The organism is Rhodoferax sp. GT1R46 (assembly GCF_056521285.1).
In genome coordinates, this window is record NZ_JBWMBC010000001.1 from 904,015 (window position 1) to 916,813 (window position 12,799).

The window sequence follows — 12,799 nt, forward strand, 5'->3', positions numbered from 1 at the left end:
CACCTGCCCACCATGAGCTTTGTTGCCATTCAGTTTCTCAATGGACTGAGTTACGCCACCACGCTGTTTTTGATGGCGGCAGGGCTGACGCTCATCTTTGGCGTGACGCGCATCGTCAACTTTGCGCACGGCAGCTTCTTCATGCTGGGCGCCCTGTTCAGTGCGCACTGGCTGGTGGACTGGTTCCCTGCCTGGGCTGACAGCGCATGGCTCTATGCGTTTGCTATGCTTTTAGGAGCTGCCTGCGCAGCGTTGACGGGGGCTATAGCCGAATTTTGCTTACTACGCCGCCTCTACGGCGTGCCCGAGCTGTACCAGCTGGTCGCTACCTTCGGCCTGAGTCTGGCGCTGCACGATGCGATGCGCTGGGGCTTTGGGCCCGATGAGGTGTTTGCGCCCCGTTTTCCCGGGCTCAAAGGGACCATTGAGTGGGGTGGCGAGTATTTTCCCCAATACCAGGCGCTGACCATCGTGCTGGGGCCGCTGGTCTGGATGGGCTTGCACCTGTTGCTCACGCGCACCTCCTTTGGCGCACGCCTGCGCGCCGCCACCCAGGACCGCGCCATGTTGTCTGCCTTGGGTATTAACCCTGCGCCCCTGATGCTGGGCGCCGTGGTGCTGGGCTGCGCGCTGGCTGGTCTGGGCGGTGCATTGCAATTGCCGCGTGAGCCCGCGCATTTGCAAATGGACGTGAATGTCGTGGTCGAGACCTTTGTGGTGGTGGTGACTGGCGGGCTGGGCAGTATCAGCGGCGCTTTCTTTGCCGCTTTGCTGATTGGGCTGGTGCACGCCCTGGGCATCAGCCTGTTCCCGCAGGCCACGCTGGTGCTGGTGTTTGTCACCATGGCGGCGGTGCTGGCTATTCGCCCGCAAGGTCTGCTGGGCAACGCGCTGGACGCGGGTCCGCAGGAAGTCGCCCACAAATTTCACGCGGTGCCCCGCTCGCGCAGCGGGTTTTTGTTCGCCTGCGCAGGGTGTCTGGTGTTAGCCGGGACGGCCTGGTGGGCGGGTGCTTATTGGCAGTCGCTGGTGAGCGACATGTTGATCCTGCTGATTCTGGGCGTCAGCCTGCAGGCCATGATGGCTTTGGGTGGTCTGGTCAGCTTTGGCCACGCGGCGTTTTTTGGCTTGGGCGCCTATGGCGCTGCGCTGGCGCATACCGTTTGGGGCTGGACCCTGCCGGGCGCGCTGGCTGCGGGCTGCGCGCTGGCGTTCGGGGTGGCGCTTGCGCTGGGTGGCGTGCTGGTGCGCAGCGCAGGCGTGTACCTGGCGATGCTGTCGCTCGCTTTGGCACAGGTGGTGTGGGCCACCGCCAGCCAGTGGGTGACGCTGACTGGGGGTGACAACGGCTTGATTGGTCTGCAACTGGTCAGCGATGACACGCGTCTGCTGTTCTTCGCGTTGCTGGTGGGCGTTGCGCTGCTCAGCATCGCCGCCCTGGGGCGCTTGAGCCGTTCCACGCTGGGCGCGGCCCTGCAGGCGGTGCGTGATGCGCCGCAGCGGGCGGCCGCCAGTGGCTTGCCGGTGCAGCGCATCAAGCTGCGCATTTATGTAGAAAGCGCCACGCTGGCAGGGCTGGCGGGTGGCTTGTTTGCCGCACACCAGGGGGCGGTGTTTCCCTCGGTGGCCTCGGTTTCAACCTCGGTCGATGCGCTCTTGGTGATTTTGCTGGGCGGTGTGCACCAGTTGTGGGGCGCAGCGGCGGGCTCGTTCATTCTGGTGTGGGCGGGTGCTGAACTGGGGCGGGGTTTTGACTACTGGCGGGGTGCTTTGGGCTTGCTGGTGATGGTGATCATGGTGGCCGCACCGTCTGGAATATTGGGCCTGCGGCGGGGGACGAAACCATGAGCTTGCATGTGCAAGGTCTGGTCAAACACTTTGACGGGGTGCAAGCCGTCAAAGGCGTCACGTTTAGCGTGGAGCCGGGCGAATGCGTGGCGTTGATCGGCCCCAATGGCGCGGGAAAATCCACCACTTTTGCCTGCATTGCGGGTCAGCACACGCTGACCGCCGGGCAGGTGCAGTGGAATGGCGAGCGCGTGGATACCCTGCGTCCGGCGGCCCGCTTGCAACGCGGAATCGCCCGCACGTTTCAGGTGGCGCAGACCTTTGAGGCGCTGACCGTGCTACAAAATTTGCAGCTGCTCACGCAAGCGCCACGGGGGCTCTCGGCCTTTAAGCTGCTTGATTCGGTACGCAATTCAACGGACGCGTCCGTGGCTATGGCGCTGCTGTCGCAAGTCGGCCTGAGCGAGTGGGCACAGGCCGACGCGCAAAGCCTGCCCTACGGCGCCAAGAAGCGGCTGGAGCTGGCCATGGCGCTGGCCGGCCTGCAATGCCCACCCGGCGCGCGCAGCCAGGGCCCTGCGCAGACTGTCGGGGCCCCATTGCTTCTGCTTGATGAACCCGCAGCGGGCCTTGCGCTCAGTGAGCGGGCCGCGCTGATGGCGCTGGTCAAGTCGCTGACCCGACCGCAAGGCGTGCGCGCCGCTATGGCCGTGCTCTACACCGAGCACAACATGGACGCCGTGTTTGGCGTGGCCGACCGGGTGCTGGTGCTGATCGACGGCGCCATTGCCGCGCAGGGCAGCCCCGAGGCCATTGCAGAAGACCCCACCGTGCGCCAGCGCTACCTGGGCCAGTGGTGGGAAAAGTCACAAGGCGGCCTGCATGCTTGACGTTCGAAACCTGTGCGCCTGGCACGGTGCGGCCCAAGCCTTGTTCGGCGTGACGCTGCAGGTCGGTCGCGGTGAGCTGGTGGTGCTACAGGGCCTGAATGGTGCCGGCAAGTCCACGCTGTTACAAGCCATTATGGGCCTTGGACCCCGTGTAGATGGCGCAGTCAGCTATCAAAAAAAGAGCATTGTCGCGTTGCCGCCGCACCAACGTGCGCGGCTCGGTTTGGGCTATGTGCCCGAAGACCGGCGTTTGTTTACCGCGCTCACGGTGCAGGAAAACCTGTCGATCGCCGCGCGGCCGGGAGCCCTGGGGCCAGCGCGTGTGCTGCAACTCTTTCCGGTACTGGCAACGATGCTGGGTCGCAGCGCCGCCCACATGAGCGGTGGCGAGCAGCAAATGCTCAGCATTGCCCGCACGCTGATGACCGGGCCGTCCATGCTGCTGCTGGACGAACCGTGCGAGGGCATTGCGCCGGTGCTGGTGGAATCGATTCGCGATGCCTTGCTGACGCTGAAAGCCGAAGGAATGTCCATGCTGGTTGCAGAGCAAAATGGCATCCTCGCCGACCGGGCCGACCGGGTCATTACACTGACCGCGCAGACCCCCTTGAATGCTCTTTAAGTCTTGAACCCATGATCATCACCAGCCTTCTGGATACCGACCTGTACAAGTTCACCATGATGCAGGTGGTGTTGCACCAGTTTCCGGGTGCGCAGGTCGAATACCGCTTCAAGTGCCGCAACCCGGGCGTTGACCTGGCTTCGCACGCCAGCGACATTCGGGAAGAAATTCGCTCGCTGTGCAGCCTGCATTTTCAGGACAGCGAGTTGCAGTACTTGCGCTCCATGCGTTTCATCAAGAGCGACTTTGTGGATTTTCTGGGGCTGTTCAAGCTCAACGAAAAGTACATCACGGTCACGCCGCTGCCCAGTGGCGAGATCGAAATCGCCATCATCGGCCCGTGGCTGCACACCATCCTGTTCGAGATTCCGGTGCTGGCCATCGTCAACGAGGTCTACTTTCGCAACACCCAAAAAGTGCCTGATTTCCCGGAAGGCCGCAAGCGGCTGGACCGCAAGATCGAGCAGCTGCGCAGTGCGGGCCTGTCTGACTTGAAGATTGCTGACTACGGCACCCGCCGCCGCTTCTCCCGCGCCTGGCACGACGAGGTGCTGCGCGTGCTGGTCGCCCGTCTGGGCACGGTGCAAAGCCCCGACAACAGCAAGGGTGCGCCGGGCCAACTAGCGGGCACCAGCAACACCTTGCTGGCCATGAAACTGGGCCTGACGCCGCTGGGAACCATGGCCCACGAGTATTTGCAGGCCTCGCAGGCGCTGGGGCCGCGGCTGCGCGACAGCCAGATTTTTGCCTTTGAGTCGTGGGCGCGCGAGTACCGGGGCGACCTGGGCATTGCGCTCAGCGATGTCTATGGCATGAGCGCCTTTTTACGTGATTTCGACCTGTATTTTTGCAAGCTGTTTGACGGTGCCCGCCACGACAGCGGCGACCCGTTTCAGTGGGGCGAGCGCATGCTGGCCCATTACGCCCGCAACCGGGTGGACCCCCGCACCAAAACGCTGATTTTTAGCGACAGCCTCACCGTGCCGCGCACCATCGAGCTATACCAGCAGTTTCGCGGGCGTTGCCAGCTCGCCTTTGGTATTGGCACCAACCTGACCAACGATCTGGGTTACGAGCCGCTGCAAATCGTCATCAAGATGGTGCGCTGCAACGGCCAGCCGGTGGCCAAGCTGTCCGACTCCCCCAACAAAGACATGTGCGACGACAAAAACTACCTGGCCTATCTGCGCCAGGTGTTTGAAATTGCACCGCCCCAACCTGAGCAATTACCATGACCATTCCCGATTCCACACCAACTTCCATGCCCGCCATTCTGGTGACCCGTGCCGTATTCCCCGAGGTGCTGGCGAATCTGGCGCAGCATTTCGAAGTCGAGTCCAACCAGGCGGATGCGAGTTGGGACGCCGCTGAGCTGGCACGCAGGCTGCAGGGCAAGGTGGGCGTGTTCACCACCGGCGCGGACGCCATCAGCGCATCGCTGCTGGCCCAATGCCCCTTGCTCAAGATTTGCGCCAACATGGCGGTGGGCTACAACAACTTCGATGTGCCCGCCATGACGGCTGCGGGCGTGCTGGCCACCAACGCCCCCGATGTGCTGACGGAAACCACCGCCGATTTCGGCTTCGCACTGCTGATGGCCACAGCCCGCCGCGTGACCGAGAGCGAGCACTATTTACGCGCCGGTTTGTGGACGCGCTGGAGCTACGACATGTTCTCGGGCGCTGAAGTGCATGGCTCCACGCTGGGCATCATCGGCATGGGCCGTATCGGGCAGGGCATTGCGCGCAGGGGCGCGCTGGGCTTTGGCATGCACGTGATTTATCACAACCGCAGCCGCCTGGACGCCACGCTGGAGGCCGAGTGCCGCGCCACCTATGTGGGCAAAGAAGAATTGCTCAAGACGGCGGACCACGTGGTACTGGTGGTGCCGTACTCGGCGGCTTCGCACCACACCATCGGCGCGCCCGAGCTGGCGCTGATGAAGCCCACAGCTACCCTCGTCAACATTGCCCGCGGCGGCATCGTGGATGATGCGGCGCTGGCCGTGGCCTTACGTGAAAAGCGCATTGCCGCCGCCGGGCTGGATGTGTTTGAGGGCGAGCCCAAAGTGCACCCTGATTTGCTGACCGTGCCCAACGTGGTGCTGACCCCCCACATCGCCAGTGCCACGGTGGGCACGCGACGTGCCATGGCCGATCTGGCGGCCAACAACCTCATTGGCTATCTGGTGAACGGCAAGGCGCTCACGCCTTTGAATACGCTGGGGTAGTTTCGCTTGCATAGTGCGCTGCAGTATGCTGTAGGCGCTACGTTTTTGATAGCTGCTTGCGCAGGTAATACGGGGGCTAGAGCCCTGTTTCTCTTCAATAATCTGGTAGGGGTGGTTTCAACGTGAATGAATGGCTAGTGTGGGTTTTGGTGGTGTTGGCGGTCGTCAATCTGGCCCTGGTGGTCTGGGTTGGGCTGGGGCGAGGGCAGGGCGGTGGGGATCTGCAGGCACAACAGCAGCTAAAGGAGCTTCAGGATCTGCGCAGCGTGTTGCAAGCCAGCAGCGAGCGCCTGGAGCGCGAGTTGCGCCGCGAGATTGCCGAATCGTCGCGTGGTGCCCGCCAGGAGACCACCCAAAACCTGGCCACCTTCCAGCAAACCCTGACGCAACAGGGCGCAGAGGCCACGCGCACCCAAAACACACAGATCGACGCCTTTGGCCAGCAACTGGCGCTGCTGCAAAAGACGCTGTCGGACACGCTTAACAACCAGCTCTCGGGCCTGAGCGAGGCCAACGCGCGACGCCTGAACGAAGTGCGCGAGACGCTGGAAAAGCAGCTGGTGCAACTGCAAACCACCAACGCCGCCAAGCTCGACGAGATGCGCGCGACCGTGGATGAAAAGCTGCAAACCACCTTGCAGGCGCGCCTGGGCGAGAGTTTCAAACAGGTCGCCGACCGGCTGGAACAGGTGCACAAAGGCCTGGGCGAAATGCAGACGCTGGCGCAGGGCGTGGGTGATCTCAAGCACCTGCTGACCAATGTCAAAACCCGCGGTATTTTTGGTGAAGCGCAGTTGGCCAGTCTGCTGGAACAGGTGTTTGTGCCCGACCAGTACGCGGTGCAGGTGGCGACCCGCCCCGGCAGCAAGAATGTGGTCGATTTCGCCATCAAGCTGCCCGGCAAGTCGGACACGGGCGAGCCGCTGTGGCTGCCGATTGACGCCAAGTTTCCCAACGAAGATTACGAGCGCTTGCTCGATGCGCAGGGCCGTGCCGACGTGCTGGGTGCCGAGGCGGCAGGCAAGGCGCTGGAAGTGCGTATCCGGCTGGAGGCGAAATCGATGGTCGAGAAATATGTGGAACCGCCGCACACGACCGACTTTGCCATCCTCTTTTTGCCCACCGAAGGCCTGTATGCCGAGGTGCTGCGCCGCCCAGGCCTGATGGAAAGCCTGCAGCGCGACCACCGCGTCACGCTGGCGGGCCCCACCACCTTGCTGGCCATGCTGAGCTCGCTGCAAATGGGCTTCAGAACACTGGCGCTGGAGAAGCGCTCCAGCGAGGTGTGGCAGGTGCTGGGCGCCGTCAAGACCGAGTTCAACAAGTTTGGCGATGTGCTGGCCAAGGTCAAGTCACAGACCGAGACCGTGCTCAAAACGCTGGACAGCGCCGAGACGCGTAGCCGCGCCATGAGCCGCGTGCTGAAGAAAGTCGATGCGCTGCCCGACACACAGGCGCAAGCGCTCATTCCATTCGACAAGGACTTCGATCGCGATGCAGACAGCGAAACCGCTTCCACATGAGTGCTGCGCCGCACACACCGCACGCCGGGCCCTGGGCGTTGGCCCGCCTGATTAGCGGGCATATCTGTCTGCACGGCAGCATGGCGGGCCTGCGTTTGGCGGCCCCCTTGCTGGCCTTGGGTCAGGGCAATAGCGCCCTGGCGGTGGGCGTGCTGCTGGCACTGTTTTCCCTGTCACAGGTTTTTCTGGCTTTGCCAGCCGGGCGGTTTGCGGATCGCCACGGGCTGAAGCGGCCCATGGGGCTGGGTGTTCTGGCTGCGTCCACCGGAGCGATACTGGCCGTGCTGTGGCCCCAGTTTGAAGTGCTCTGCCTGAGCGCACTGCTGATGGGCGGTGCAACAGGCACCGCCTCCATCGCCTTGCAGCGGCATGTAGGGCGCGCCGTGCAAGACACCACGGAATTGAAACGGGTCTTCAGTTGGCTGGCCATCGGACCCGCCGTCTCCAATTTTCTGGGGCCGGTTACGGCCGGGTTGTTGATAGACCACGCGGGGGTGTGGATGGGTGGGGCCCCGGCAGATAACAACGGCTTTCGGGCAGCCTTTTTGATGCTGGCGATCTTGCCCTTGATCACCTGGGCGCTGGTTCGGCGCACTGCGGAGCTGCCTCCCGTGCTGCACCCGGCCGGTGCGGCCAAAACGAAGGCCTGGCATTTGTTGCGCGAACCCCGCATGCGCCGCCTGTTGCTGGTGAACTGGCTGCTGTCGAGTTGCTGGGATGTGCACACCTTTGTCGTGCCGGTGCTGGGCCATGAGCGGGCGTTCAGTGCCTCAGTCATTGGTGCGATTCTGGGCGCTTTTGCCATTGCGGCGGCCGCGGTGCGGGTGGCCATGCCGTTATTGGCAGCCCACCTGCGCGAGTGGGTCGTAGTCACCACCTCCATGGTGATCACCGCACTGCTGTTCGCCATTTACCCGTTCATGCCGTCACCCCTTACGATGGGCATGTGCTCGGTGTTGCTGGGCCTGTCGCTGGGCGCGGTGCAGCCCATGATCATGAGCACCCTGCACCAGATCACGCCCCATGCCCAGCACGGACAGGCACTGGGCCTGCGCCTGATGAGCATCAACCTGTCCAGCGTGCTGATGCCCATGCTGTTTGGCACCGCGGGCATGGTGGTGGGCGTTTCGGTAGTGTTCTGGACCGTGGGCGCGATGGTGGGCGCCGGTGCGCGCGTCGCCTGGCGCATGCGCCCCTGATTTGCTACCTCACAACTTGTAAAACGTGCGGATGAATTCCCAGGCTTCCAGTGGGTCGTCGGTGTACTGAAACAGGTTCAAATCAGCGGGTGAAATGGCGCCTTCTTCCACCAGCACGTCCAGATTGATGAGGCGCTTCCAGTAGTCCACGCCAAACAGAATGATGGGTACCGGATTGGCCTTTTTGGTCTGCACCAGCGTGATGACTTCGAAAAGCTCGTCGAGCGTACCAAAGCCGCCGGGGAACGCCACCAACGCTTTGGCCCGCATCATGAAGTGCATCTTGCGCAGCGCAAAGTAATGAAACTTGAAGCTCAACGCCGGTGTGACATAGGGATTGCCGCTTTGCTCGTGGGGCAGGGCAATGTTGAGGCCCACAGTGGGTGCACCCATTTCGAATGCCCCCCGGTTGGCCGCTTCCATGATGCCGGGCCCGCCACCGGTGCAAATGTAGAGCCGCTCCTTTTGGGGCAGCGCCTCGCTGTGGGTGGCCACAATGCGGCCAAACAGGCGGGCCTGATCGTAAAAATGGGCGTTGCGCATGTGCCGCTTGGCCAGGGTCATCGCGTCAACGTCTCCGCTCTCGCGGGCTGCTTCCAGCAGACGCAGTGCATCTTCAGGCGGGCTGAAACGCGCGCTGCCAAACACGACGATGGTGTTGTCGATGCCCATCTCTGCCTGGTCCAGGTCCGGTTTGAGCATTTCCAGCTGAAAGCGGATGCCGCGCGTTTCGCGTCGCAACAAAAACTCGGGGTCGGCGAACGCCAGCCGGTAGGCATCGGGTTGCAGCGGAATGCCGGCGTCGGCGTGGGCTTTGAGGTCGGCCCAGGCGTCCGCCAGGGTGCGTTCATTGAGGTCGTGTGGGGTGTCCAAAAGGGTGCTTCCTAGGTGGCTTGAAATGACAAAGTGGAAGACAAGGCGGTGGCAATCACCGGCGCCATGCTCACGGAATTGGTGGGATGCGCAATGCAGTCGGTGCTCCAGACCTGGCCTACGCCTGCCCGCTTGATGACTTGCAGGGCGTCGCCCGCAAACAGGGCATGGGTGACGGCCACGTCGACAGAGGTGGCTCCCGTGGCCAGCAACAGGCGTGCGGCGCCGGCCAGCGTGTGGCCGCTGCTGGCAATATCGTCCAGCAGCACCACGGAACGACCGGTCACATTCAAGTCCGGAAGGGTGGTGTGCACATCCCGGTCACCGTTGCGGACCTTGCGGCACACCCCGAATTCGAAGCCGTGGCTTGCGGCCGCCTGTGCAAGCCACTGTGCGGATTCTTCGTCCGGCCCTACCAGCAGCGGCCGTTGAGACGATGGCTGGTGGTGCGCGGCGATGAGGTCGGCCAGCAGTGGCGCACCGCTGAGCACGATGGCCTGGGGAACCGGCACCGCCTCCTGCAGGGTGGCAACCCGGTGCAAATGCGGGTCCACCGTGATGACGGCATCAAACAGGTCGGCCAGAAAACTGCCGACCACACGCTGGCTCACGACTTCACCCGGCTGGAACGCAATGTCCTGGCGCATGTAGGCGAGGTAAGGCGCCACCAGTGTGACGTGGTGCGCGCCCAGCGTCCGCGCGGTACGTGCCACCAGCAGCAGCTCGATCAGTTTTTCGTTCGGGTAGTCCAGTGAGCGCAGGATTACCACGCGTGTTGGCAGAACGGGGGGCAACCGCAGCTTGAGTTCCCCATCCGGGAAGCGGTGGCGCTCCATGACGGACAAGTCCAGGGCCGCCGCGGTGGCGATACGCTGGGCGCTGGCCCGGTCTTCCTCAAAGCACAGCAACAGGGCGGTGTTATGGGTATCACTCATTAAAACTCCACAAAAACATGGGGCACTTCGCTGGCCGTGCCAATGGTGTAGCCGGAGGACCTGCGAAAGGCCTGGCGCGCAAATTCGAGGTCTGCCGGAAAACTGGCATGCACGCGGTAAAGCACGGTGTTGGCTTGCACTTCATCGCCCAGTTTGCGCAGCAAATCGACGCCCGCGCACTTCACTTTGGGTGCACCGGCCAAGCCGGCAATGCGTGCGAGCTGCAAGTTGTCGATGCCGGTCACCACACCGGCAACCGGCGCACGCACCTCAAAGGTCAGCGCGCCCAGTTCGGGCTGGTTGTGGTCGAACGATTTGCTGCCCTGGGCCTGGATGATGTCGTTCATCTTGGTCAGCGCACGGCCGGAATCGAGTATGTCGCGTGCAATGGCGAAGCCATCACCACCGCGCACATCGGGGTCGCTCTCGATCAGACGACCGGCCAGGCGCAAGGCCTTTTGCCGCAGATCAATCGGGGCGCGGGGGTCGTTTTCCAGCACCCGCATTACGTCGCGCGCCTCCAGTACCGGGCCAATGCCGAAGCCAATGGGCTGGCGGCCATCGGTGATCACCACGTCCAGCGACAGCTTGATGCGCCGGGCTACATATTCAAAGAGCCGGCGCAGCCGTTGCGCGTCCGGCATGGAGCGCACTTTGGCCGTGGGGCCGATGGGAATGTCCAACACCAGGTGGCTGGAACCGGCAGCGATTTTCTTGGACAGGATGGACGCCACCATTTGCCCGGGCGAGTCCAGTGCGAGCGGTCGCTCCACGGAAATCAGTACATCGTCAGCAGGCGACAGGTTCGCAGTCCCGCCCCACGCCAGGCAACCGCGGTGCTTGCGCACGATTTCTTCGAGTTGCTCAATGGGCAGCTCCACATTGGCCAGCACCTCCATGGTGTCGGCGGTACCCGCCGGTGAGGTAATGGCACGGGAGGACGTTTTGGGGCACAGCATGCCGTGGGCGGCAACGATGGGCACTATCAACATGGACGTGCGGTTGCCGGGGATGCCACCAATGCAATGCTTGTCCACCACCATGTGTTCGTGCCAATCCAGGCGGCGCCCCACGTCGACCATGGCTTCGGTCAGAAAGTAGACCTCTTCGCGGTCCAGTTCGTCCCGGTTGGTGGCGACCACAAAGGCTGTCAGCTCGATCTTGGAATAGTGGTGCTCGGCAATGTCCTGCACAATGGCGCGAAAATCATCCAAATTGAGCCGCTCACCTCCGAGCTTGCGATGCAATGCGCCCATCGACTCGGGTGGCTCGGCCTGCGCCACCGTCGCGGTGTGGCCGTCTTCTACGCCCATTTGGGCAAAAGCGGCTTTGGATAGCCCCAGCCCTCCGGGGGCGACGATGGCGGCGTCGTCCACCACGTTCAGAGTGGCCAGAATGCTGCGCCCGTTGGTGCGAACCTCCACTTTGGATAGCGCCTTGAAGCCCTCGGCCCGGTAGACCTCGCAGTCCCGGTGCATGTAGGCCACATTCTCATGGTAGGTGTCAATCAGCACGCGGCGCAGCACCAGGCGTGCCGGGCTGAACGTGCCATTGCCCGGGTTCAGGCCGATGGCCGCCGGCTCAGGTATTTCGTTGCGCATGGATATAGCCTACACCGATTTAATTGCAGTCAAAGCAAGATCAGGCAGAGAATCCGGGAAGTCCAATAGCGCCTCTGAGGGCTGGCTAGGGTCCCGCTGTCAATCTCTGGAGCATTCATGCATTTAGCACAGTTGATGTATCTCATGCTGCCGGTCTATCTGGCCAACATGGCACCCCCCTTTGTTCGTTTCTGGCGTGGGTGGAATCCCCCCATCAGCGTCACGCTCCTGGGGAACCACAAGACCGTGGTGGGTTTTGCCGTGGGCGTCGCAGTCGGTGTGGCGGTCACATTCTTGCAGTCCCGACTGCAGTGGGAGGGAAGCCTGCTGCCCCCGGAAGATTGGCTTGGGGCAGGATTTGCCGCCGGTTTTGGAGCGATGGGGGGCGACAGTCTCAAGAGTTTTTTCAAGCGCCGCCTGCAGATTGCGCCCGGAAAGCGCTGGATTCCCTTCGATCAGCTCGACTTCATTGCAGGCGGGCTGATCGCACTGGGCTTCTTTGTTCGCCTGGATTGGACGGACATTGCCTTGGTCTGCGGGATCAGTTTTATAGGCGATGTGCTGGTCAACCATGTTTCCTTTTATCTCGGGATTCGGGAAACCAAATGGTAGCTGCAGCCCATTGAATGTCTCTGGTATGCCTATCGACCAGCGGCTAACGGTCGCCCTGGAATTGCGAACGTCGGGACCTGGCAGCAAGCAGTCGGACAACTGGGTGCCGAGAATTCGCCCAAAATACCCTTTGCTGACCGTGAGGGTTTGACTGTCAGTACCCGCAATGCTGCGTAAACCGTCTACTTCTGGCATCAGCGAAAAACGCAGGGATTACCGCGGCAATGTGGGAACGAAAGTTGCACTGCCTTGAACCAGTGTTGCTATCATTCTCCAAGGTGTGGGCATGTCGTGGTGACATCCCATTGCCGCATCAGAACAAGCTCCTGAACGGGATATTTCGCAAGAGATGACATGAACTATACGCAAAAGCTGACTATATCCATGATTATCCCCACCGCCATGGTGGCAGGTGCGGGTAGCGCAGTGGTATTTGGTGCTGTGTGGCTGCAAGGACAAGCGAAGGTAGCCTCCAATTCAACCATCGCCAATTACCTTCATGTGGGTGGAACGCTTACCGCGATGC

The 12,799-nt window shown here is 62.4% G+C and carries 11 protein-coding genes; 8 read left to right on the forward strand and 3 right to left on the reverse strand.

Annotated features, from left to right (window positions below):
• Positions 1-12: 12 nt before the first annotated feature.
• From AC097W_RS04215 to AC097W_RS04245, 7 genes are all read left to right on the forward strand, one after another.
• Positions 13-1,848 carry an ABC transporter permease gene (locus AC097W_RS04215; protein ID WP_479601054.1) on the forward strand — a complete coding sequence of 612 codons (1,836 nt, stop codon included), beginning with the start codon at positions 13-15 and terminating at the stop codon, positions 1,846-1,848.
• A complete protein-coding gene (locus AC097W_RS04220) occupies positions 1,845-2,678 on the forward strand; it encodes an ABC transporter ATP-binding protein (RefSeq protein ID WP_479601055.1) in 834 nt (277 codons plus the stop codon). Before AC097W_RS04215 ends, AC097W_RS04220 begins: the two co-directional genes overlap by 4 nt.
• The gene (locus AC097W_RS04225) at positions 2,671-3,300 is read left to right on the forward strand and encodes an ABC transporter ATP-binding protein (RefSeq protein ID WP_479601056.1); all 630 of its coding nucleotides are present in this window, start codon (positions 2,671-2,673) and stop codon (positions 3,298-3,300) included. Before AC097W_RS04220 ends, AC097W_RS04225 begins: the two co-directional genes overlap by 8 nt.
• 11 nt (positions 3,301-3,311) lie before the next feature.
• The gene (pncB, locus tag AC097W_RS04230) at positions 3,312-4,535 is read left to right on the forward strand and encodes a nicotinate phosphoribosyltransferase (protein WP_479601057.1); all 1,224 of its coding nucleotides are present in this window, start codon (positions 3,312-3,314) and stop codon (positions 4,533-4,535) included.
• Complete coding sequence (locus tag AC097W_RS04235; RefSeq protein WP_479601058.1) at positions 4,532-5,530, forward strand: 2-hydroxyacid dehydrogenase; 999 nt, start codon at positions 4,532-4,534, stop codon at positions 5,528-5,530. The genes pncB and AC097W_RS04235 overlap by 4 nt, the downstream gene beginning before the upstream one ends.
• Positions 5,531-5,751: 221 nt before the next feature.
• On the forward strand, positions 5,752-7,053 hold the full coding sequence (locus tag AC097W_RS04240; RefSeq protein ID WP_479601299.1) for a DNA recombination protein RmuC: 1,302 nt from the start codon (positions 5,752-5,754) through the stop codon (positions 7,051-7,053).
• Positions 7,050-8,252: an MFS transporter gene (locus AC097W_RS04245; RefSeq protein ID WP_479601059.1), complete on the forward strand. Its 1,203-nt coding sequence runs from the start codon at positions 7,050-7,052 to the stop codon at positions 8,250-8,252. The genes AC097W_RS04240 and AC097W_RS04245 overlap by 4 nt, the downstream gene beginning before the upstream one ends.
• 9 nt (positions 8,253-8,261) lie before the next feature.
• Here the strand turns inward: AC097W_RS04245 and AC097W_RS04250 are convergent, their stop codons facing one another.
• The 3 genes from AC097W_RS04250 to AC097W_RS04260 are packed head-to-tail and all read right to left on the reverse strand — an operon-like array spanning position 8,262 to position 11,661.
• A complete protein-coding gene (locus AC097W_RS04250) occupies positions 8,262-9,125 on the reverse strand; it encodes an LOG family protein (protein WP_479601060.1) in 864 nt (287 codons plus the stop codon).
• Positions 9,126-9,136: 11 nt separating this feature from the next.
• Positions 9,137-10,060 (reverse strand): ribose-phosphate diphosphokinase, encoded by a 924-nt coding sequence (locus tag AC097W_RS04255; protein ID WP_479601061.1) that lies wholly within the window; start codon positions 10,058-10,060, stop codon positions 9,137-9,139.
• Positions 10,060-11,661, reverse strand: a complete 1,602-nt coding sequence (locus AC097W_RS04260; RefSeq protein WP_479601062.1) for a thymidine phosphorylase family protein — start codon at positions 11,659-11,661, stop codon at positions 10,060-10,062. Before AC097W_RS04260 ends, AC097W_RS04255 begins: the two co-directional genes overlap by 1 nt.
• A gap of 117 nt (positions 11,662-11,778) precedes the next feature.
• On the opposite strand from AC097W_RS04260, the gene AC097W_RS04265 reads away from it, so the two are divergent.
• A complete protein-coding gene (locus AC097W_RS04265; protein ID WP_479601063.1) occupies positions 11,779-12,273 on the forward strand; it encodes a CDP-archaeol synthase in 495 nt (164 codons plus the stop codon).
• Positions 12,274-12,799 lie beyond the last annotated feature (526 nt).

Bases quoted from the DNA above. Each gene is read 5' to 3' on its own strand.
- AC097W_RS04255 (WP_479601061.1), bottom strand. From the start codon at position 10,060: ATGAGTGATACCCATAACACCGCCCTGTTGCTGTGCTTTGAGGAAGAC.
- pncB (WP_479601057.1), top strand. From the start codon at position 3,312: ATGATCATCACCAGCCTTCTGGATACCGACCTGTACAAGTTCACCATG.
- AC097W_RS04245 (WP_479601059.1), top strand. From the start codon at position 7,050: ATGAGTGCTGCGCCGCACACACCGCACGCCGGGCCCTGGGCGTTGGCC.
- AC097W_RS04220 (WP_479601055.1), top strand. From the start codon at position 1,845: ATGAGCTTGCATGTGCAAGGTCTGGTCAAACACTTTGACGGGGTGCAA.
- AC097W_RS04225 (WP_479601056.1), top strand. From the start codon at position 2,671: ATGCTTGACGTTCGAAACCTGTGCGCCTGGCACGGTGCGGCCCAAGCC.
- AC097W_RS04215 (WP_479601054.1), top strand. From the start codon at position 13: ATGAGCTTTGTTGCCATTCAGTTTCTCAATGGACTGAGTTACGCCACC.
- AC097W_RS04235 (WP_479601058.1), top strand. From the start codon at position 4,532: ATGACCATTCCCGATTCCACACCAACTTCCATGCCCGCCATTCTGGTG.
- AC097W_RS04265 (WP_479601063.1), top strand. From the start codon at position 11,779: ATGCATTTAGCACAGTTGATGTATCTCATGCTGCCGGTCTATCTGGCC.
- AC097W_RS04260 (WP_479601062.1), bottom strand. From the start codon at position 11,661: ATGCGCAACGAAATACCTGAGCCGGCGGCCATCGGCCTGAACCCGGGC.